General features: G+C 38.1%; 21 protein-coding genes. 16 read left to right on the forward strand and 5 right to left on the reverse strand.

Annotation, left to right across the window (positions count from 1 at the left end):
* The first annotated feature begins 11 nt into the window (after positions 1-11).
* A complete protein-coding gene (locus AR328_RS00825; protein WP_066287995.1) occupies positions 12-449 on the forward strand; it encodes a peptidylprolyl isomerase in 438 nt (145 codons plus the stop codon).
* Between the two features lie 51 nt (positions 450-500).
* Here the strand turns inward: AR328_RS00825 and AR328_RS00830 are convergent, their stop codons facing one another.
* From AR328_RS00830 to AR328_RS00840, 3 genes are read right to left on the reverse strand one after another with little or no spacing between them, the layout of a single operon-like run.
* The gene (locus tag AR328_RS00830) at positions 501-1,616 is read right to left on the reverse strand and encodes a GerAB/ArcD/ProY family transporter (protein ID WP_066287997.1); all 1,116 of its coding nucleotides are present in this window, start codon (positions 1,614-1,616) and stop codon (positions 501-503) included.
* A gap of 15 nt (positions 1,617-1,631) precedes the next feature.
* Positions 1,632-1,865 (reverse strand): hypothetical protein, encoded by a 234-nt coding sequence (locus AR328_RS00835; RefSeq protein WP_066288000.1) that lies wholly within the window; start codon positions 1,863-1,865, stop codon positions 1,632-1,634.
* Between the two features lie 19 nt (positions 1,866-1,884).
* Positions 1,885-3,483, reverse strand: coding sequence for a spore germination protein (locus tag AR328_RS00840; RefSeq protein ID WP_066288003.1), 1,599 nt, complete (start codon positions 3,481-3,483; stop codon positions 1,885-1,887).
* 139 nt (positions 3,484-3,622) lie between these two features.
* Between AR328_RS00840 and AR328_RS00845 the strand changes: the two genes are divergently transcribed.
* The 5 genes from AR328_RS00845 to dacB all read left to right on the forward strand — a co-directional run bounded on the left by AR328_RS00845 (position 3,623) and on the right by dacB (position 8,650).
* Entirely contained in the window at positions 3,623-4,822 is a 1,200-nt protein-coding gene (locus AR328_RS00845; protein ID WP_066288005.1) for a Ger(x)C family spore germination protein, read from the forward strand.
* A 201-nt stretch (positions 4,823-5,023) separates the two neighbouring features.
* Complete coding sequence (locus AR328_RS00850) at positions 5,024-5,989, forward strand: S8 family peptidase (protein ID WP_066288008.1); 966 nt, start codon at positions 5,024-5,026, stop codon at positions 5,987-5,989.
* Between the two features lie 115 nt (positions 5,990-6,104).
* The gene (gene mug, locus AR328_RS00855; RefSeq protein ID WP_066288013.1) at positions 6,105-6,611 is read left to right on the forward strand and encodes a G/U mismatch-specific DNA glycosylase; all 507 of its coding nucleotides are present in this window, start codon (positions 6,105-6,107) and stop codon (positions 6,609-6,611) included.
* A gap of 27 nt (positions 6,612-6,638) precedes the next feature.
* Positions 6,639-6,953 carry an MGMT family protein gene (locus AR328_RS00860; protein WP_082677090.1) on the forward strand — a complete coding sequence of 105 codons (315 nt, stop codon included), beginning with the start codon at positions 6,639-6,641 and terminating at the stop codon, positions 6,951-6,953.
* 212 nt (positions 6,954-7,165) lie between these two features.
* Complete coding sequence (gene dacB, locus AR328_RS00865; RefSeq protein ID WP_066288016.1) at positions 7,166-8,650, forward strand: D-alanyl-D-alanine carboxypeptidase/D-alanyl-D-alanine endopeptidase; 1,485 nt, start codon at positions 7,166-7,168, stop codon at positions 8,648-8,650.
* 41 nt (positions 8,651-8,691) lie between these two features.
* Here the strand turns inward: dacB and AR328_RS00870 are convergent, their stop codons facing one another.
* Positions 8,692-9,222, reverse strand: a complete 531-nt coding sequence (locus AR328_RS00870; protein WP_066288021.1) for a YceI family protein — start codon at positions 9,220-9,222, stop codon at positions 8,692-8,694.
* A 196-nt stretch (positions 9,223-9,418) separates the two neighbouring features.
* Here AR328_RS00870 and AR328_RS00875 point away from each other — a divergent pair, with 196 nt between their 5' ends.
* Complete coding sequence (locus AR328_RS00875; RefSeq protein WP_066288024.1) at positions 9,419-11,974, forward strand: DEAD/DEAH box helicase; 2,556 nt, start codon at positions 9,419-9,421, stop codon at positions 11,972-11,974.
* A gap of 56 nt (positions 11,975-12,030) precedes the next feature.
* On the opposite strand, the gene AR328_RS00880 is transcribed toward AR328_RS00875, so the two are convergent.
* Positions 12,031-13,164, reverse strand: a complete 1,134-nt coding sequence (locus AR328_RS00880; protein WP_066288030.1) for a zinc-dependent alcohol dehydrogenase — start codon at positions 13,162-13,164, stop codon at positions 12,031-12,033.
* Positions 13,165-13,364: 200 nt separating this feature from the next.
* Between AR328_RS00880 and AR328_RS00885 the strand changes: the two genes are divergently transcribed.
* The 9 genes from AR328_RS00885 to AR328_RS00925 all read left to right on the forward strand — a co-directional run bounded on the left by AR328_RS00885 (position 13,365) and on the right by AR328_RS00925 (position 22,494).
* A complete protein-coding gene (locus AR328_RS00885) occupies positions 13,365-14,009 on the forward strand; it encodes a spore coat protein (RefSeq protein WP_066290090.1) in 645 nt (214 codons plus the stop codon).
* Between the two features lie 189 nt (positions 14,010-14,198).
* Entirely contained in the window at positions 14,199-15,365 is a 1,167-nt protein-coding gene (locus AR328_RS00890; RefSeq protein ID WP_066288033.1) for an ABC transporter substrate-binding protein, read from the forward strand.
* A gap of 26 nt (positions 15,366-15,391) precedes the next feature.
* The gene (locus AR328_RS00895; RefSeq protein WP_066288035.1) at positions 15,392-16,273 is read left to right on the forward strand and encodes a branched-chain amino acid ABC transporter permease; all 882 of its coding nucleotides are present in this window, start codon (positions 15,392-15,394) and stop codon (positions 16,271-16,273) included.
* A 4-nt stretch (positions 16,274-16,277) separates the two neighbouring features.
* A complete protein-coding gene (locus tag AR328_RS00900) occupies positions 16,278-17,228 on the forward strand; it encodes a branched-chain amino acid ABC transporter permease (protein WP_066288037.1) in 951 nt (316 codons plus the stop codon).
* A 1-nt stretch (position 17,229) separates the two neighbouring features.
* Positions 17,230-18,003 carry an ABC transporter ATP-binding protein gene (locus AR328_RS00905; RefSeq protein WP_066288041.1) on the forward strand — a complete coding sequence of 258 codons (774 nt, stop codon included), beginning with the start codon at positions 17,230-17,232 and terminating at the stop codon, positions 18,001-18,003.
* Complete coding sequence (locus AR328_RS00910) at positions 17,996-18,709, forward strand: ABC transporter ATP-binding protein (protein ID WP_066288044.1); 714 nt, start codon at positions 17,996-17,998, stop codon at positions 18,707-18,709. The genes AR328_RS00905 and AR328_RS00910 overlap by 8 nt, the downstream gene beginning before the upstream one ends.
* A gap of 148 nt (positions 18,710-18,857) precedes the next feature.
* The gene (locus AR328_RS00915; protein ID WP_066288047.1) at positions 18,858-21,191 is read left to right on the forward strand and encodes a xanthine dehydrogenase family protein molybdopterin-binding subunit; all 2,334 of its coding nucleotides are present in this window, start codon (positions 18,858-18,860) and stop codon (positions 21,189-21,191) included.
* Entirely contained in the window at positions 21,178-22,011 is an 834-nt protein-coding gene (locus AR328_RS00920) for an FAD binding domain-containing protein (protein WP_066288050.1), read from the forward strand. The genes AR328_RS00915 and AR328_RS00920 overlap by 14 nt, the downstream gene beginning before the upstream one ends.
* The gene (locus tag AR328_RS00925; RefSeq protein WP_156422628.1) at positions 22,012-22,494 is read left to right on the forward strand and encodes a (2Fe-2S)-binding protein; all 483 of its coding nucleotides are present in this window, start codon (positions 22,012-22,014) and stop codon (positions 22,492-22,494) included.
* Positions 22,495-22,553 lie beyond the last annotated feature (59 nt).

Genomic DNA, 22,553 nt, shown 5'->3' on the forward strand with positions numbered 1-22,553 from the left:
GAGATGATTTTATGTCGAAAAAAGGATACATATTGATGCAAAATGGTGAGAAAGTGGAGTTTGAATTATATCCAGAAGCAGCACCTGGAACAGTTGCAAACTTTGAAAAGCTTGCTAACGAAGGCTATTACAATGGACTTACTTTCCACCGTGTAATCCCTGGATTTGTTAGTCAAGGGGGCTGCCCGCATGGAACAGGAACAGGTGGCCCAGGCTACACAATCAATTGTGAAACAGAAGGCAACCCTCATAAGCATGAAGCGGGCTCATTATCAATGGCACATGCCGGACGCAATACGGGAGGAAGCCAATTCTTTATCGTTCACGAGCCTCAGCCACATTTAAACGGAGTTCATACCGTTTTTGGAAAAGTGACTTCAGGTTTGGATACGGCATTAAAAATGAAAAATGGCGACGTAATGGAGAAAGTTGAAGTTACGGAAGCATAATATGGGATTGGAAAAGAGCCTTAAACGGCTCTTTTCTCATTTGGCCATTACTCACATTGTATTTTTTGTGCTTTCTTTAGTTAATTTTTTTCGAATCCATGCGACGACGAATATAAATAAAGGTAAAAATCCACCAACAGTTAATGAGAAAACTAAATTAACTCCTTTATCCCAATTTTGCTGTTCTACAACATTTGGAATCATTGTTGAAGCAAAAGCGACGGCGATCATAGCTAAAGGGAGAGTGATTGGCCGATAATCCTTTAAATTCAATACTTGAGCAAGTCCTAAACAAGTCGCATAAAAATATATCAGCATTTTAAAATAGGTCGTCATAATCCACATAAACGCTATGATGGCTTCAATTCTCTGCAAAAAACCACCAATGTTAATTTTTTTTGCTAATGCATACCCCGGATATAAATTTCTAATAGTCGTATCTACACCAAGAACCATTGTAGATAACATTGTAATAACAAGAACGACAAATCCTCCTATTAACGTACCAATAAAAAATGATTTTTGCGCTTCTTTCGGCTGATTTACATAGGCTGGGTATATCATCAATAACACCACCGCATTGAAATAGCTTACATCAACCAAATGTAAAACTGGGAGAAACAAAGGTTTTATACCGTTCTCCATTACAGGTTGGATATACTCTATCTTTATTTGCGGTGTAACAAATAGTAAAATCAAAAAAAGCATATTAAAGGCTATTATGTTAATTTCCGCAGTGCGTGAAAATATTTCCAGTCCGAGACGTACTGCCATTACTAAAATTAAAGCTAACATAATATGCAGCACTGCTATCGGTGTTTCTGTCATGAGGTTTACTGTAATGAAAGTTCCCGAATAATATAAAAGTTCTACCGTATAGATGAAGGGCAATGTAAGAAACAACAGAGAAATTATTTTTCCAAGCCATTTTCCAAGAACTTTTTCATTAACTTGAACAAAGTTCAGATTAGGGTAAAAGCCAGCAATCGCAGTAAACAACCATACAATTAATAGCCCAGCACCTATACTAATCATAACTGCAATCCATGCGTCTTGCCGGGCATAAGAAGCTAAGATTGATGGGGTTACTAAAATACTCGTCCCTATCGTAAAAAATATGACTAACACCCTAAATTGCCGAACTGATATTTTTCCCTTTTCAAGCATCGTTATCACCTAGATTCATTTCAGCAGTTCAATAACATAATCGCTAAATGGTTTAAAAATTACAGCAAGCCCTTGTAAAGGGTTTGGAATGTGGAGATGTAAATTATAGGCGATGCTTAATCCAACACCAATTAGAAGCAGAATTGAAAATACAAAGCTTTCTTTTTTTAACTTATTTTTTTTAAGATAAGGCACATCAATAGCAAGGATCATACCGGCTATGACCAGAATCCCTAAAACCATTAACATAGGCAGGCTCCCCTCAAATTTACTCATTTTGCTCTGGCGGCTTTGGAGCTGAAGATTCTTCTCTTTTAATATTCTTTTGACTAATTAACCGTGGACGGGCAAATAATCCCCATCTAGGCAAGCGTAAAATAGCATCCTTTTGATCTTCTTTAATAAATGGACCAAATGGAGACATAAAAGGAACTCCAAATGATCTTAAACTGCATAAATGTAGGGTAAGGGCAATTAATCCTATTATGATGCCGAATAAGCCGAATGAAGCTGCTAATGCCATGAAAGGAAAGCGCAGCATTCTAATAGATATAGACAAATTATATGAACTGACAATAAAGCTGGAAATAGCTGTAATCGAGACGACAATAACCATGGCAGCTGAAACAATCCCAGCTTCCACAGCTGCAGTTCCAATCACTAAAGTTCCGACAATCGATACAGCTTGACCAATCGCCTTTGGCAGTCGCAATCCAGATTCCCGTAATATTTCAAAGGTAACTTCCATCATTAACGCTTCAACGAAAGCTGGAAAGGGAACACCTTCTCTTTGAGCTGCCAATCCGATCAATAATTGTGTAGGCAGCATCTCTTGATGAAAAGTTGTAATCGCGATATACAAGGAGGGGCCTAACAAAGCGATAAAAAACCCGACAAACCGAAGGATCCGAATAAGAGTCACTATATCAGCCCTGTTATAATAATCGTCTGGAGCATGCAGAAATTGTACGAATAAGGCAGGGACTAATAGTACATAAGGAGTTCCGTCGACAAGGATGGCAATACGTCCTTCTAATAGACTGGCCGCAACTACATCAGGACGTTCTGAATGATAAATGGTTGGAAAGGGTGTATATGTTTCATCTTGAATTAATTCTTCGATATATGCGCTGTCTAACAGGCTGTCAATATTAATTTTATCAAGGCGCCTCCTTACCTCTTCCACTACTTTGTCATTGGCAATTCCATTTATATACATGAATGACACAGTTGTTTTTGTCTGTTTTCCAATTTTTTTTGTCTCTAGCCAAAGGTTTTGATTATTTATTTTACGGCGGATTAATGAGGTATTTGTTCGAATATTTTCCGTTAGGGCTTCCCTAGGCCCTCGTATTGAATTTTCATTTACAGGCTCAGAGACACTGCGTTCTTTCCCTCCCTTCATTCCAACTGCCAATCCATTTGAAAATCCATTGAATAAAAGTATCACATGCCCCGATAGAAGAGATTCAAACAGACTGCTGAAATTTGTTACATCTGAGATTTCGCCAACTGTAAGCACAGTTTCTTTAAATATAGCAATGAGATCTTCAAACTCTGCAGCATCAATATTGATGCTTGGCAAATCCAGCATGAGGGATTCCATGATAAAGTTTTGATTTGAAGTACTATCGATTAATCCATCTGTATAAATGATGCCGGCTTTGATGTTTTGTTCTTTGCCAATGCGAATCTCACGAGTGATAATATCATCACTGTTGCCAAGCGTTGTTATTATTTTTTGAATATTTTCAGTTAAACTTTCATTTAATTGATCATTTGGAAGCTGTTTTTGTTGTTTCTTATTTTGTGATGCTGTCATGTTGTTTGCTTTTTGTTTTTTAGCTGATTTTTTAAATAAAGCCATCATAAGACTCCTATCATTCTTATCTAAATGGATAAACATAGGAAATAAAATCCTATACAAATATGTTGCTCTTAATTTGCTTAAAAATTCCACATTTCGCAGAATATATAACTATTATGAAAGCGTTAGGAGTCAGCGAATGAAACGAAATATTCTTATGATAGTTACCGTGATTAGTATCCTCATCATACTTTCTGGCTGTTGGAATCGCCGAGAATTAAATCAACTTGCCATTGTCGTGGGGTTAGGTATTGATAAATCAGAAGATCAATATTTGGTGACAGCACAAGTTGTAAATCCTGCGGAAATTGCTAAAAAGGGAAGCGGAGGCGGCAAAACACCAGTAATCGTTTATCAAGAGAAAGGTGAGACAATCTTTCAGGCAATTAGGAAAATAACAACAAGATCACCAAGAAAATTATATTTTGCCCATCAGCGAATGCTGGTACTTGGTGAAGATTTAGCAAAAGAAGGGATAGGTGAGGCAATTGATTTTCTATCAAGGGATCCAGAACTGCGAACTGATTTTTATATCGTTGTAGCAAAAGATTCTAAAGCTGGGGATGTTTTAAAAGTTTTAACTCACTTAGAAACAATTCCAGCAAATAAAATGTTCGCTTCCCTTGAAACATCGGATAAAGAATGGGCACCTACTGTGACGGTTACATTAGATAAACTAATATCTGACTTAGTGAGTGATGGCATTAACCCGGCATTGACTGGAATTGTGATAAAGGGTGATCTGGAAGAAGGAGAGTCATTACAAAATGTAGAGAAAACGGGCCTTAATACGAAACTGCATTATCTAGATATGGCGATTTTTGATAATGATAAACTAATTGGCTGGGTAAATGATGATAATAGCAAAGCGGTTCACTACGCTACAGGAAAAGTGAAAAGCACCCTCGGAGTGATATCATGTCCAAAAGGAGGAAAAATAGGGATTGAGGTGAAGCGGACAAAGGCTGAATTAAAAGCAAATGTTAAAAATGGAGAACCAAAAGGATCTGTAAAGGTTCGTGTAGAAGGAAATGTAGCTGACGTTGAATGCCGCGGCCTCGACTTAAAACAAACGAAAACTATTTATGAACTAGAGAAGCAAGGTGAAAAAGCCTTAAAGGAAATCATCGAATCTGCAATTGAAGTTATCCAAAAAGAGTATCAATCTGATGTTTTTGGTTTTGGAGAAGCACTCCACCGATCTGATCCTGTTTATTGGAAAAAAGTAAAAAAAGATTGGGGAAAAATATTTTCTAAGATGCCGGTTACCGTTGAAATTGACGTTAAAATCCGCCAGACTGGAACGATTGGAAATTCCCCTATAAACGAAATCGAATAAAATAATCGCATATCTAGTTAGATGCTCTTCGGTGCGTTTTTTTCTAGATAGATTCTACTACAAATTGCGATAAATCTATAAAAAAACAGTCCAAACGAAACTAGTAAAATAAATTCGGAATTATTAAAATATTAATAACACCTAGAACCGGCTTCAAATTTATCTCTAAAAAAAGCGGAAGCGCCTTAAGGAGGGAAAGAAATGGAGCATTTAGTTCGTGTTATTCCTTTTAAACTGATGAATCTAGCAGATGGGGCTAAGGAAATTCCGAAAGGGGTTGAATTGATTCAAGCACCAAAGATTTGGAAAGATACGAAGGGAAAAGGTGTAACTGTTGCTGTATTAGATACAGGCTGTGATATAACTCATCCTGATCTCAGTGCCCGTATTATCGGCGGGAGAAACTTTACAAATGATGATAAAGGGAATCCAGATTTATTCATGGACTACAATGGGCATGGAACCCATGTAGCTGGTACGATTGCAGCGGTAGAGAATAATAATGGAGTGATCGGTGTTGCGCCAGAAGCAAGCTTATTGATCGTTAAAGTTTTAAATAAAAATGGCTCTGGTCAATATGACTGGATTATTAAGGGCATCCATTACGCCATTGAACAAAAAGCTGATATTATCTCGATGTCACTCGGTGGGCCAAAAGATGTACCAGAGCTTCACGAAGCCATCAAAAAAGCGGTGTATAATAATATTCTCGTCGTTTGTGCGGCTGGAAATGAGGGAGATGGGGATGACGCTACAGACGAATTTGCTTTCCCTGGATCTTATAATGAAGTTATTAGCGTAGGAGCTGTAGATTTAAAGCGCCGATCATCTGAATTTAGCAACTCCCACAATGAAATCGATTTAGTTGCACCGGGTGAAGAAATCCTTTCAACCTTTTTGAACGGGAAATATGCCACTTTAAGCGGAACATCAATGGCTGCACCACATGTCTCGGGTGCACTTGCTTTAATAAACAATTTATCCTTACAATATTTTGAACGGAAGCTTTCCGAGCCAGAGCTTTTTGCACAATTAATTAGGAGAACGATTCCCTTAGGATATTCTCCGAAACTAGAAGGAAATGGCCTAATCTATTTAACGGTGCCTGAGCATTTAGCAACTATTATAGAACAAGAATTTAAAGCATTCATATTGAACTCAATTTAATATATAATCGAAAAGCCTGGTTAATTTCAGGCTTTTTTTGATCTCATCAATTTCTTATAAAAGTTGAACTATGCTATCATTAATAAATTAATACTATTTATTGTAGGTGAATGAAATGAAACCAATAAATGATCATCTAAAAGAAAATCTGAATCTATTATTTGTTGGATTTAATCCAAGTATCCGTTCATCAGAAACCGGCCATCATTTTGCCAATCCGAATAATCGCTTTTGGAAAATCCTTCATGAATCAGGTTTGACGCCGAAGAAATTTGCTGCAACTGAGGATTATAAACTGCTAGATTTAGGTTATGGAATGACAAATATTGTGCCTAGACCAACAAAGGCTGCAGATGAAATTACGAAAGAAGAATATGAAGCAGGAAGAATCGAGCTTATAAGAAAAATAAATGAATATAAACCGAAGATTGTCTGTTTTGTTGGTAAAGGAGTTTATCAGGAATTCAGCAAGAAAAAGTCCATTCCTTGGGGGAAGCAAGAGGAATCAGTCGTTTCCGGAACAATTGATTTTGTTGCACCATCATCTAGCGGGTTAGTACGAATGAAAATAGAGGAGATTATTCAAATATATTCGGAGCTGCCTAAGCTGCTATCTACATAATAATTTTAATCAAAGGGAGATCATCAAGTGGAAACGTTTACGGAAAGAGCTGTCCTTATTATTAAGAGTATCCCAGCTGGAAAAGTGATGACATATGGACAAATCGCTAAGCTTGCGGGCAGTCCAAGAGGGGCAAGGCAAGTAGTAAGAATTCTGCATTCCATGAGCAAAAAACATCAACTGCCTTGGCATCGGGTGATCAATTCAAGAGGGGAAATTGGTTTAAAGGATGATGAGCACTATTCAGTTCAAAGACTTTCCTTAGAGAGTGAAGGGGTAGAGTTTAAACTGAATGGAACGATAGATTTAAGTTTGTACGTGTATGAGCCAAAATTTGATTAAATATAAAAAGATTTGTGGACTGGGGTTCCGATATTTCCCTCTAAAAGATTATTTCCTGTATTTTCACTGTAAGACTTCATACAACCTATTTAACCGAATAATATAAAATACTGAATGAAAAACACTACTTTTTCCTCATACTGGAAATAGAGGGATTCACCTTTCAAAGAAGAATTGTATTAAACATAAGCAGAAGAAAGGTGTTGAAACCATTGAGAAAACCAATGAAATTTAGTCTTAGTCTTTTATTGATTTTCATGCTTGCATTCGTTCCTCAAATAAACTCAGTGAAGCCGAATGTTCAGGCAACTGAAGATGGAGGAGCACTGGTCCAGGAGCTTAATCAGCTTCTCAATAATGATCCTGACTTAAAAGGAGCGTTAGCTGGTGTAAGTGTTCGTTCTGCCGAGACAGGGGAGCTGCTGTATGATCATATTGGGGATATTCGCTTAAAGCCTGCTTCAAATATGAAGCTCCTAACCGCTGCAGCTGCTTTATCGACATTAGGGGAAAACTACAAATTCACGACTGAAGTACTTACTGACGGTTCTGTAAAAGGGGTAACATTGCAAGGAAATCTCTATTTAAAAGGAAAGGGAGATCCGACATTATTAAAGGCGGATTTCGATCAATTTGCAAAAAAGATTAAAGATTTGGGAATTGATAATATTCACGGTGATTTAGTTGCTGATGACACGTGGTATGATGATATCCGCTATTCTATGGACTTAACTTGGAATGATGAAACCTATTATTATGGAGCACAAGTTTCAGCTTTAACTGCCTCACCTAATGAAGATTATGACGCTGGAACCGTAATTGTAGACGTAAATCCGGGAAAAAATACGGGTGCAGCACCTATTGTGACTTTAGAACCAAAAACGGATTATGTTAACATTATTAATAACGCCAAAACAGTAGCAAAAGACGGGAAGAAGAGCATTTCAATTGAGCGTAAGCACGGGACAAATGATATTATTATTGAAGGAACCATCCCGCTAGAAGCAAGCAGAGCGAGAGAATGGATGGCTGTTTGGGAGCCATCTGGCTATGCGCTTAATTTATTTAAACATTCATTAGCCGAACAAGGAATTAAATTAAAAGGGAAATTGCGGACAGCAGCTGCGCCTGAGGGAGCAAATGTATTAGTCAGTCACCAGTCCATGCCATTATCTGAATTGCTTATTCCTTTTATGAAGTTAAGCAATAATGGACATGCAGAAACAATAATAAAAGAAATGGGTAAGGTTGTTAAAGGGGAAGGCAGCTGGGATAAAGGAATTGAAGTGCTGAAAGAGGAGCTAATCAAATTAGGGATTAACACAAACACACTTGTTCTTCGAGATGGCTCTGGAATTTCCCATGTGAATTTAATACCTGCAAATGAAATTTCCAAGCTCCTGTTTGTCGTTCAAGACAAAGAATGGTATCAGAGCTATTTGACATCATTGCCAGTAGCGGGTGCAGCTGAACGAATGGTAGGAGGAACACTTCGAAACCGGATGATCAACTCTGTTGCACAAAACAAAGTAATCGCGAAAACGGGCTCCATTTCTACTGTCAGCTCATTATCTGGTTATGTGGATACGAAGAGCGGAGAAAGACTTATTTTTTCAATCGTATTAAATAATTTAGTTAATGGTTCAATGGGAAAAGTAATCGAGGATAAGATTGCGGTTATTTTAGCAGAACAATAGATTTAAAAAGCGGATCCAATTGGACCCGCTTTTTTTTAATATTAAGCTTTTGCGGCTTGAACATCTAAAGAAATTTTCACTTTATCTCCTACAAGAACCCCGCCTGTTTCAAGAGCAGAGTTCCAAGTTAAACCATAATCACTGCGCTTAATAGCTCCTTCAACAGTGAAGCCAACCTTATCGTTGCCCCATGGATCTTTACCAGTACCTTCATAAGTCACCTCAAACGTTTCCGCTTTCGTTACTCCGCGAATCGTTAAATCGCCTGTTACATCATATTCGCCGTCACCATTATTTACAATCTTAGTAGATTTGAAGGTCATTGATGGATTGTTTTCCACATCAAAGAAGTCACCTGAACGAAGATGGTTATCACGATCAGCATTCCGTGTGTCAATACTTGCAAGATCTACATTAAATTGAATGTTAGCTGTTGTTAAGTCAGCCGGATCTGCTTCAATCACTGCATCGAATTGATTAAAAGTTCCTTTCACATTCGCAATCATCATATGCTTGATAGAAAAATCAACGCTGCTGTGTGCTGGATCAAGAGCCCATTTTGAATTTGTCATTTTAGTTTCCTCCTAATTTTTGCTCGAATTTATTTTATTTGAATTCGAGATAATTTAATTCTAAATAAATTATATGAACACTTCCTCAATTTGTCAACAAAAAAATGAATAAAATTTTGGTCTTTTTCATGATTTATTATGGAAAGTGTTACAATAACAATAAATAATTGGAAAGGTTACTGAAGGAGGGAGATCATTGAACCAATTAGAACTAACGTACCGAAATGCTGTTGAAAATGCAAAATCGAAAATATTAAATGATATAACTTTATACTTGGGCAGTAAAGATACAATGCCAGCTTATGAAGACTATGTTTCAGAAAGAAGTACCTATATTAATCAATTATGGTTAAATGTCTGGTTAAATAAATCTACCGGAAGCGTGTCTAGACAGATAAAAAAAGATTATTTAAAATGGAAAGGTTACGAAACGGAGAATTTAGATAAGAAATTAATAAACCATCTCTTCCGAACTGAAATGCGTACATATAAGCCATTTAATGCGCTTGAATGGTTAAACAAGAAATGGGAAGCAGAAGAAATAAATTGGGATATAAAATATAGAGAAGCCAGAGAAGACTTTTTACAAAAAGAAGAAGAAAGGCTGCTTCATGAATCAATTCATAATTTCCAAGATAAATTTATTCAGGAAATAGAATGCCTCATTGATAAAAATAATGAAAGTCTTTATTTATATGTAAGACACTTCATTTCCATAAACCTAATAAACGATCTGAAAAGCGAAGTTAAGTATAAAAAGATTGACACTTTCGCACTCGAAGAAAAACTTAAAATGATCGGTGCTTTCAATTCGGCTGACTATACATTACTCAGCGAATTTCTTGAAGAATTAACTGGGGAAATTCACAAAACCTCTCATTGGGGCCGCCGGTATTTTGAATACGAAACGTATTTTGATCGATATTTACTGAAAACAGCACGCTATTTGAAAGATGTAATGATGGATATGGGACTGAATGAAATGATGGTTAAAGGGTTTAATCTCTCAACATCTTTTATGCAGTCTATTACAGATGAAATACTTGCTGAAGCTAGTGAAGAATTGGCCATGCACTTTATTGAGGAAGCACAGCAGGAATATATGATTGATTTGATAAGGCTTTCAAAAGTTCCATTTGATTTAGCTAAGCATGGAGAAATATATCGATATGATCTAGCCAATCTACAGCGAAGATTAGAGGAAGAAAGAGCAGAAATAGAGAGAAAAAAAGAAGAGGAAAAGCGGATCATCAATGACATTTTCGGACAAGAATATCAGCCTTCTATTAGAAGTAATATTCGTTTCGTTCTGCATATCGGCGAAACAAATACTGGAAAAACGCACCATGCACTAGAAAAAATGAAAGCAGCTTCAAGCGGATTATATTTGGCCCCGCTGCGCCTGCTTGCTTTAGAAGTATACGATAAACTGAATGAGGAAGGGACACTTTGCTCTTTAAAAACAGGCGAAGAGGAAAAGATTGTAGCTGGCGCAAGCCATATATCCTGCACAGTCGAAATGTTTCATGAAAAGGAATCTTTCGACTGTATTGTAATTGACGAAGCACAGATGATTACAGATAAGGATCGAGGATTTTCCTGGTACAAGGCTATCACAAAGGCAAACGCAAATGAAGTGCACATTATTGGCAGCCATAATGTCAAAGACATATTACTTCAGCTGCTTGGTGATGCAAGCATTGAAATCTTCGAATACACACGAGAGGTCCCATTAGAAGTTGAAAAGAGGGAGTTTAAGTTTAGCCGTGTCGATAAAGGGGATGCTTTAATTTGTTTTTCAAGGAAAAAAGTGCTCGAAACAGCATCAAGACTGGAAAATTCCGGACACTCTGTCAGTATGATTTATGGAAGTATGCCGCCTGAAACAAGGAAAAAGCAAGTTCAGCGGTTTAATCATGGAAAATCTTCTATTATTGTTTCAACTGATGCGATTGGAATGGGGATTAACCTCCCAATTAAAAGAGTCGTTTTCCTGGAAAATGAGAAATTCGATGGACAGAAAAGACGGCTCCTTACATCCCAGGAAGTTAAGCAGATTGCCGGGAGAGCTGGAAGGAAAGGTATTTACGATGTAGGTAAAGTAGCTTTTGTCACAGATATTCATAAGATGTGGGATCTCCTCGTTTCCGAGGATCAGCCCATTCTAACATTTTCTGTAGCACCAACAAGTACTGTTTTTGAACGGTTTCAAACGTACTATCGTGATCTAGGAACCTTTTTTGAATTATGGGATAAATTTGAAAGTCCGAAGGGGACGAAGAAGGCGTCTTTATCAGAAGAAAGAGAGTTGTATGAAAAGGTCCGCGGCTCAAGTATAGAAGCAAAATTGTCCATTATGGATCTATATGGTTTTCTTCATTTGCCATTTTCCAAAAAGGAGCCTCAATTAATTTGGCAGTGGGAACAAACGATGTTAGCCATTATTGATGGGAATGAGCTGCCAGAACCGATTTTAAAAAATCGCAACTTAGAGGAATTAGAGCTTTCATACAAAGCGATTGGTCTCCATCTGTTGTTTTTATATCGGTTAGATCGTAGAACCGAAGCCATTTATTGGGAGCGGATCCGGGAGCAGATTAGTGACAAAGTACATGACAGATTACGAACCGATGTGAAAAACATCGCCAAAAAATGCCGAAGCTGCGGAAGAAGCTTGCCATGGGATCATAAATATCAAATTTGTGATCAATGCCATGAAAGAAAATACCGAAGACACTACACACAATATTAAGAAGCTTAGCTTCCGGCGGAATAACAGTCAGGAAGCTAAGCTTTATTTTTCAATACTTATGGTTTTAGGACCACTTTTATACAGTCATCATCATGGTCATTAAAGATTTTGTATCCGTGGACAGCATCATCTAATGAAATTTTATGTGTAATGATTTCCTTCGGATCGAATTCTCCATCAATAATTTTTTCATATAATTTTTTCATGTAAGGAATAACAGGAGCCTGCCCCATTTTTAATGTAATATTTCTAATGAAGAATGCGCCTAGTGGAAATAGGTTATAGTTTCCGCCGTAAACACCAGTTAATTGAAGAGTTCCGCCTTTCCTAACTGCTTTAGTCGCTATTTGGATAGGTCCTAGTGTTCCGCCCTGCAGCTTCAATTTCTGTTCTAAAAATTCGATCGGGGATTTTTTTCCGTCCATCCCAACACAATCAATGACAACATCAGCTCCTCCTTTGGTGATCTCCTTAATATATTCTCCCATATCAGGATGCTTCGTAAATTCAAAAGTCTCAACCTTATTCATGTTTTTCGCATGATTGATTCGATAATCTAAATAATCTATTGCAATGACTCGTTCTGCCCCCTCCATCCAGGCAAACTTTTGTGCCATTAAGCCAACTGGCCCGCAGCCAAGGACAACAACGGTATCGCCTTTTTTTACACCTGCATTTACAACACTCCAATAGGCAGTTGGCAATACATCGGATAGAAAGAGAAGGGACTCATCTTCCTTTTCACAAGACTCTGGAATAAGAAATGGCGTAAAATTACCAAATGGAACCCGCAAGTATTCAGCTTGTCCACCCGGATAATTTCCGTATTTCTCGGAATATCCAAAATATCCTCCCGAATCATAATGAGGATTAGAATTATCACATTGACTAGTTAAATCCTGTTCACAATAGACACAGTGACCACATGAGACATTAAATGGTATAACGACACGATCGCCTTTTTTTACTTTTGTAACCTCAGAACCAACTTCTTCAACAATCCCCATTGGTTCATGGCCAATCACATAGCCTTTCGGCAGTGGCATATTTCCTTGATATAAATGCAAATCCGATCCACAAATTGCTGTTGATGTAATTTTAATAATAATATCATCACTTTTTTCGATTACTGGATCCTCAACTTGATCAACAGCCACATTATTAGGTCCTTGATACGTAACAGCTTTCATCCGAAATTACCTCCTAATTAAGTCGAATTTGCACACTTCTATTATTATTGTTCTGAATAGGAATTACATTCTTTAAGAAAGAATCAATTTACGGTACATTTTTTTCCAGCATAACAAAATTAACTCGTAAAAAAGGAATAAAAATTAATTTCGGTTGCAAAATAATTTTGATTTAATATGAGGGAGGAATTTGAATGCAAATGCAAAACCAAAATCAGCAGCAAGGTCAAACGCATCAAAATATGCATACGGGCATGGTTAATCAACAAATGAATCATGGGGGACATGAGGTATTTGATGTCCATGAGGTGTTATCCGGGACTATTGGTGTTTTAGATCAATTCACTCTATTACGTCCACTTGTAAAAGATCAAGAACTAGCAAGTATTCTTGATAGACAATATCAGTTTATTACGCAGGAATATAATACGACTGTTGACTGCTTTAAAACTGGACAAGATCCAGCGGTGCCAACACAGAGCTATAAAATGACACAAGATAACGATTTTATTTATGGGTTGAAGCCAACTCAGCCTAAAAAACCGTTAACTTCGGCTTCAGAAATTACAGACGCATGTATATCAGGACTTTTACTTGGTGCGCATAAGGGAATGGCTGGATCAAAAACAATGGCAGCATGTGAAGTGACAAATCCAGTTGTCCGCCGCGTCATAGCCGACTCTGTGCCGAATTGCATTGAAATGGCTTATGAACTTTCGATTTATCAAAATAAACATCATTACTATCAAGTGCCGCAGCTCGCTTCGCAAGATATGCAGCAGCTGTTAAATGCTTATGCTCCAGCCCAAATGAATGGGATGCCGAACAACAATACTACACACTAATAATAAATATTATTTCAAAAGGTGATTCTGACAGATAGAATCACCTTTTTTGCTGTAAAAACATTATTTCAAAATAAAAATAAAAACGCTTTCATTTTCAAACAATTCAAATAATCTATTTACAATAGCCAATAAGTAGTATTTAATAGATATATGTTTTTAATTATCAGATAATAGGAGGAAAAAGAAATGAGTCAATTGTTTAAAAAACCATTTCTAGCAATTGCAGTTTTAATGCTAGTTTTATTAACAGCATGCGGCGGCAAAGGCACAGGAACAGAACCAAAAGAAGAAGGCGGCTCTTCAAGTGAAGGGGAAGTTGTAAACGCCAAAATAGGTGTCATCTCTTATATGACAGGACCTGGTGCTGCATATGGAGAGGCTATTACTAACGGCTTCAAATTAGCACAAAAGGAAATTAATGAAAAAGGCGAAGTTAACATCGAGCTTGTTATTGAAGACTCTGCCGGTAAACAAGAGCAAGCTTTATCAGCTGCACAAAAGTTAATGAGCGATGACAGCATCGTTGCACTATTAGGACCAACTTTAAGTACAGAAATGAATGTTGTAGGACCTGAGGCTGATTTAAATGGTATTCCAATTATGGGTACATCAACAACTGCAGAAGGAATTCCGCAAATTGGCGAGTATGTATTCAGAAACTCCATTCCAGAAGCTCTAGCTATTCCTGCTTCTGTTAAAAAAGCTGTTGATAAATACGATGTGAAAAAAGTTGCAATTCTATACGGAAACGATGACGTATTTACAAAATCCGGATTCGACACAATGAAAAAAGTTGCTGAAGATATGGGTCTTGAAATTACGACTATTGAAACATTTCAAAAAGGACAAGCTGACTACAATGCACAATTAACAAAAATTAAAAGTCAAAATGTTGACTTAATCCTAGCTTCTGCACTTTATAATGAAGGTGCTGTTATCATGGACCAAGCAAGAAAAATGGGGATTGACGTACCATTCGTTGGAGGCAACGGCTTTAACTCTCCACAGGTTATTGAAATTGCAGGCGAAGCTTCAAACGGATTAATTGTTGCGACTCCATGGTTTGGAGATAAAGAAGACCCGAAAGTTCAAGAATTTAATACAAAATATGAAGCTGCATATAAAAAGAAGCCTGACCAATTCGCTGCTCAAGCTTATGATGCTCTTTATATTTATGCTGAAGCAATTAAAAACGCAGGTGAAGCTGACCGAGATAAAATTAAAGATGCTCTACTTGAAATTAAAGACCTTGAAGGAATTCTTGGAAAGTTCTCATTTGATAAAGATGGAGACGTAATCATGGATCCAACTGTACTTGTTATTGAAGAAGGTAAATTCAAAATCTTTGAATAATATTAGGAATTAGTGGGTGAGATGTTTTGCTATTAGAGCAGCTTATTAACGGAATTACATTAGGAAGCATCTATGCCATCGTCGCCCTAGGTTTTACACTAGTCTTTGGTGTTCTAGGCATCATTAATATGGCGCATGGCGAAATCTTTATGTTTGGAGCCTTTGTCGGAGTAATCGTAACAAGTACTTTAGGCCTGCCGATTTGGGTCGCATTTTTAGCAGCGATTATTGTTACGGCTATTTTAGGATATATGCTCGAACGTTTTGCTCTACGTCCACTAAGAGGAAAGCAAGGTGTCTCACACCTTGCTCCCTTAATTAGTACGATTGGAGCATCCATATTACTTGAAAATCTTTCCCATCACTTTTTTGGAGCTGGGAATCATCCATTCAAAAATGCATTTTCTGAAATAAATTTTCAAATTGGATCGATAACTATCTATCTTGTCCAAATTTTGATTTTTGTTATTTCAGTCATTTTGATGACAGTACTCTCTTATTGGCTTTTAAAAACAAAAGCAGGAAAAGCATTGCGAGCTACAGCGGAAAATATTGAAACAGCCAGTATTCTTGGTGTCAACACAAAAAGAATTATCATTATGACAGTCGTTATCGCTTCTGCCATGGGTGGAATCGCAGGAATTCTAGTTGGAATGGCTTTTAACTCAGTGAATCCGCAAATGGGATTATCAATGGGGCTTAAAGGTCTTGCGATCATTATTTTAGGTGGAATGGGCAATGTGAAGGGTGCCATGGCTGGAGGACTCATCCTAGGATTATCTGAAACTCTTATTGTTGCATATGGTGATTCCGGGTATCGTGATGCCATCGCATTTATTACGATCATCGTTATTCTATTACTAAGGCCACAAGGTTTATTTGGCCAAAAGACAGCAGCAGGTAGGTGACATTATGCTTGGAGAATTTATCAATCCTTATTACTTACAAGTCGGTTCATTTATATTAATTAATATTATTCTCGGGCTAAGCATATATGTGACCCTATCCTCTGGACAGCTATCCCTTGGCAGTGCAGGCTTCATGGGAATTGGCGCGTACACTTCAGCTTTATTAACTCTCAATTTTGACGTTCCAATCATCATCGGAATTATCGCGGGGGCACTTATGGCTGGGATATTCGGCCTGATTGTTGGAATTCCTTCTCTTCGGCTTTCAGGGGTTTATTTAGCCATCGCAACCCTAGGTTTTGGGGAAGTCATCCGCGTATTCTTTGTAAACTGGGAATCAGTTACAAAGGGAGCTGTAGGGATATCAGGTATCCCTCAAATGGGAAGAGAAATATTCAGGATGTTAAAGGATGTTGGTTTTGATCCAGCTGTCCTTGGACTTAAGCCTAATCAGTTTGTATTTTTAATCGTTTTTGTCATTTTGCTGCTTATATGCATTTTCGTTGTTTGGTTTATTATTAGACAAAATCATTCAAGAGTTGGACGTGCATTTGCATCGATTAAAATGGATGAAAAAGCAGCAGAGTCAATGGGAATTAATATTACCTATTATAAAGTACTGGCATTTTTTCAAGGGGCGGTCATATCTGGCTTTGCCGGTGCATTATTTGCCCATGTAATGGCTTATATAAGCCCTGCAGACTTTTCTTATCACCGAGCAGTAGAAATCCTTATTTTTGCTGTTTTTGGCGGAAGTGAGGTCATTGTTGGAGCAATATTTGGGGCAACATTTTTGACTTTAATGCCAGAAATGCTTAGATTCATTGCGGAATATCGTTACATGATTTATGGGCTTATCTTAATATTAATGATGGCTTTTCGTCCGCAAGGAATTATCGATATTCAAGTTTTACATTGGTTTCAAAAGTTAAAACGGCCAAAAAGGAGGGTTTAACATGGTTCTAGAAATCAAAAACATCTCTAAAAATTTTGGCGGTATTTCAGCATTAACAGATGTAACCTTCAGTGTAAATGAAGGGGAGATTTTTGGTTTAATTGGCCCAAATGGCGCCGGAAAAACGACTATGTTTAATATGATTACAAATCTATTTCCACCAACTTCTGGGGAAATTACCTTTTCTGGTGATACGATTACCGGGATAAAACCGCATTTAATTACTGAAAAAGGGATTTGCCGGACCTTCCAAAATATTCGTCTTTTCCCGCAAATGACTTCTTTAGAAAATGTCATGGTAGGTGGACATAGCCGAATTAAGTCAGGAGTATTAAGCAGTGTGCTGCGCACAAAAGAACAGCGTAATGAGGAAGGCAGGCTGCAGGAAACAGCTAAAGAATTACTCGAACTAGTTGGGTTAACAGATGAAATAGAGACAGCAGCAGAAAATTTAGCCTACGGTCAGCAAAGAAGACTGGAGATTGCCAGAGCCCTAGCGAGCAATCCAAAGTTATTGCTGCTCGATGAGCCTGCAGCAGGAATGAATGAAACAGAAACAGCAAGCCTCTTTGGTTTAATTAAAAAAATTCAAGCAAGAGGAATCACTGTTCTTATAATTGAACATGATATGCCTTTAGTTATGAAGCTTTGTGATCGCATCATGGTTTTGAATTTCGGGAAAAAGCTGGCGGAGGGAACACCAGCAGAAATACAAAATAATGAAGCGGTAATTGAAGCCTACCTCGGGTCAGAGGAGGATGAAGAAAATGCTTAAAGTTACTAATATTGAGACGTTTTATGGGAAAATCCAGGCTTTAAAAGGAATTAGTCTTGATGTAGAGGAAGGAAAAATTGTTACACTTCTTGGGGCTAATGGGGCTGGAAAAACGACGACAATGAAATCAATTGCAGGTCTATTAAAACCGCAATCTGGCAAAATAGAGTTTTTAGGTGAAGATGTGACTGGCTTAAGGCCAGACCAGCTCTTAAAAAAAGGAATTTCTCTTGTTCCTGAAGGGCGAGCCATTCTTGGAAGTATGAGCGTAATGGAAAACCTCGAAATGGGTGCTTATCAGCGTAATGATAACGAAATCGCCAAGGATATTGAAAATGTAATGGATCATTTTCCGATATTGCGGGAGAGGAAAGACCAGCTTGGCGGAACTTTATCTGGCGGTCAGCAGCAGATGCTTGCCATTGCAAGAGCATTACTTGCACGTCCAAAGCTGCTTTTACTTGATGAGCCCTCTATGGGACTTGCACCATTAATTGTCGCTGATATATTTAAGATCATTAAAGAAATCAAGGATGAAGGCACAACTGTTTTGCTTGTTGAACAGAATGCAAAACAAGCACTAAAAATTGCCGATTATGGCTACGTAATGGAAACTGGGAAAATTATTATCAATGGAAAAGCTTCTGATCTTTTGGAAGATCCACGAGTTGTTGAAGCTTACCTTGGTAAGAAATCCAGTGAATAAACTAATTAGACTCCGAAATAAATCGGGGTCTTTTTCCTTTATTTGAAAGGGATAACATCTTTTCTTCATTCTTTTCATAAATTTAATACGGATGCTATTGTCTAACTCTTCAGTGAATCTTTAAATGGTGAAGGGGATGAAATCAATAATGGAAATAATCGGGAAAGGCTATTATCGAAAAGAATCCTTCGAGAAAGTGTCGGGCAAGGCAAAATATACAAATGATTATGAAATGAAGGATATGCTCCACGGAAAACTAGTAACGAGTCCGTATGCACATGCGCTCATCAAACATATTGATACTTCAGAGGCAGAAAAAGTTCCCGGAGTTCGAGCCGTCATTATCGGCGGAAATCTTCCATTGACGGGTGAAGAAATCCAAGACAGGCCGCCAATTGCTGTAGACCGAGTCAGATATCATGGTGAGGTTGTTGCCATCGTTGTGGCTGATTCTCCATATCTCGCATTTAGAGGAGCAGCAGCTGTTAAAGTACAATATGAACTGCTCCCAGTCGTAAATTCTCCAACAGAAGCACTAGACCCATCAGCACCCATTCTTCATGAAAATCTAGGCCAATATAAAAAAATTCCAAGCGCTTATCCTGAACCTGGCACAAATGTGGCGAACCGGACAAAGGTACGAAAAGGAGATATTTCAAAAGGCTGGGCAGAAAGCACGGTATCAGTCGAGGGTAGATTTTCTTTCCGTCCATCCGATCATGTCGCGATGGAAACGAGATGTTCATATGCCCAAATCCATGGAAATGGCGATATTGAAATAACATCTTCATCTCAGGCGCCTTTTATGATTAAAAGAATGATAGGAGAATACTTCGGGATAGAAAATGGCAAAATCATCGTCAATACTCCATTAGTAGGCGGGGCATTCGGCGGCAAGGCAGCCATTCAGCTAGAGATCCTGTGCTATATTGCCTCAAGGGCAGTAGGCGGAAGGCTAGTTAAAATTCTAAATACAAGGGAGCAGGATATTCTTACATCTCCTTGCCATATCGGTCTGGATGCGACCGTAAAAATAGGGTGTACAGATGATGGAATTATTAAAGCTGCTGAAATTCTATACTTATTTGACGGCGGGGCATATGCTGACAAATCTCCAGATCTTAGCAGAGCGGGCGCTGTTGATTGTACAGGACCCTATAATATTGAAAACATCTGGTGCGATTCCTTGTGCATGTATACAAATCATCCTTACGCGTCTCCATTTCGCGGCTTTGGACATTCGGAAGTCTTATTTGTTTTCGAAAGGACGATGGATATGCTTGCGAATAAGCTAAACATGGATCCGTTAGAGCTGCGTCTTCGGAATGCGATTATGCCAGGCAGCACAACCCCAACACAAGTCCTCTTAAATTCCAGTAACGTTGGTAATCTTCCAAAATGCATTTCCAGATTAAAAGAATTAATCCATTGGGATGAAGGTCGAATGGTCGATATGGGAAACCATATCGTAAGAGCAAAAGGAATTAGCTGTCTTTGGAAGACTTCAACAATTGATACAGATGCAAGCTCAGGTGTAATCCTTACTTTTAACCCCGATGGAACAATCAATTTAATGTCTGGGGTTGTCGAGCTCGGAACAGCGTCAAAAACCGTTTTAGCGCAGATGCTGGCAGAAATGCTGAAAATGGAGATGAAAGACATTCATGTACAAATGACGGTTAATACCCAAAATACACCAGAGCATTGGAAAACCGTTGCTAGCCGCGCAACGTTTATGGCAGGAAGAGCGCTAGAAGAAGCTGCCAAAGATGTTATTAGCCAATTAAAAAGGCTTGCAGTCTTTCTTTTGCGCGCACCCGAGGAGGATTTTGAGGTTGGATATGGCCACGTGTATCTTCGCGACGATCCGACTATTCGAATTCCAATTAAAGATATTGCCTATGGCTATAAGTTTCCTAATGGAAATGCAATTGGCGGGCAAATCATCGGACGCGGCAATTATACTTTAAGGCATATTTCTTATTTGGACAAAGAAACGACCGCAGGGAAGCCTGGACCTGAATGGACTGTTGGGGCACAAGGAGTAGAAGTTGAAATTGACACAAGAAATTATACTTATAAAATCATTAAAGCTGTATCTGTCATTGATATCGGTAAAGTATTAAACCGCGCTACTGCAACTGGACAGGTGAAGGGTGCTATGAGTATGGGACTATCTTTTGGAGGCAGGGAAACATTTGTGTTTGATTCAATTGGCAGAGTGCTTAATCATCAATTCAGAACGTATCGGCCCATCCGATTCGGAGAGCATCCTGAATACGTTGTGGATTTTGTTGAAACACCGCAAATAGATGCACCGTTTGGGGCACGCGGAGTTGGTGAACATGGATTGATTGGCATGCCGGCTGCACTCGGCAATAGCTTATCAGCGGCATTATCCGTCCCCATTAATAATCTGCCCATTATTCCGGAATTATTATGGAGAATGAAGGAAGAAGGGGAAGCAGATGGAAGCAATTGATGTTGAATATTATCAGCCCAGGAGCTTGCAGGAAGCCATCGAGATATTTTATCAATTAAGCCAAGAACAAAAACAGCCGATGTACTATGCCGGCGGTACGGAAATCATCACATTTCGAAGATTAAACCTTGTTTCGCCTGGAGCGATTATTGATATAAAAGGGATTCCTGAATGCAAGGTTTTCGAAGTTAATGACAACTTTTTATTCACAGGCGCTGGCGTTTCGTTAACCTTTATAGCAGATAACAATCACTTCCCCTTGCTTAGCAAGACATCTAGAGGTGTGGCCGATCACACTGCCCGCAATAAGATTACGATAGGCGGAAATATTTGCGGGCAAATTTTTTACCGGGAAGCTGTTTTGCCTTTTCTGTTAACGGATAGCTATATTGTTACAGCAGGATATGAAGGGGTGAAAAGTCTCCCGATTCATCAGGTTTTTAATCAAAGCCTTAGCCTAAACGAAGGGCAATTTCTAGTTCAATTGATGACAGAAAAAAGTTATTTAGAACTGCCGCATCTAACGATCAAAAAGAGACAGCAATGGGAGACAGGGTATCCTTTGATCACTTTTGCAGCGATTAAAAAAGATGATGAAATGAGGATTGCTTTTAGCGGTCTATGCCCGTTTCCATTTCGTTCATTAGAAGTTGAAAGAGAGTTGAATAATAAGTCAGTGCCCTTTGATGAAAGAATCAATAATTCTATTAAATATTTGCCAAGTCCAATATTAAGTGATGTTGAAGGGTCAAAAGAATATCGGTTATTTGTTTATAAGAATACCTTGATGGATATTCTTATTGAATTGGAGGGAAAATAAGTGGATATTACACCAGTAAATAGATTAAATGTTTCCCTTAATATTAATAATGAAATCTATCAAGTTGAGATAAGACCCTTTACTACCTTATTAAGCGTTCTCAGGCAAGAAATCGGTTTAACTGGTGCAAAACCAGGCTGCCTTAACGGGGATTGCGGGGCTTGTACAATCATGATGGATGGACTTCCATATAAATCATGCATCATCCTAGCTGTTGAAGCAGCAGGAAAGAAAATAACAACGATTGAAGGGTTGAAAAATACCCTAATCCAACAGGCATTTATTGAACATTTTGCTTTTCAGTGCGGGTATTGTACTCCAGGCTTCATAATGAATTGCCAGGCATTGATTTCTAAAGTGCAGAATCCTTCAAAGGAAACAATTAAGGAATGGCTTTCTTCTAATATTTGCCGGTGCACAAGCTATGAGGAAATTGAAAAGGCTATTACATCTGTCATTCAACATAATAATGGAAATGAATAAAGAAATGAAATTAAAAAGGCATGGCTATGGAAGATTTGTTCATAGCCATGCCTTTAACT

The organism is Bacillus sp. FJAT-29937 (assembly GCF_001509555.1).
Taxonomy (GTDB): domain Bacteria; phylum Bacillota; class Bacilli; order Bacillales; family Cytobacillaceae; genus Cytobacillus.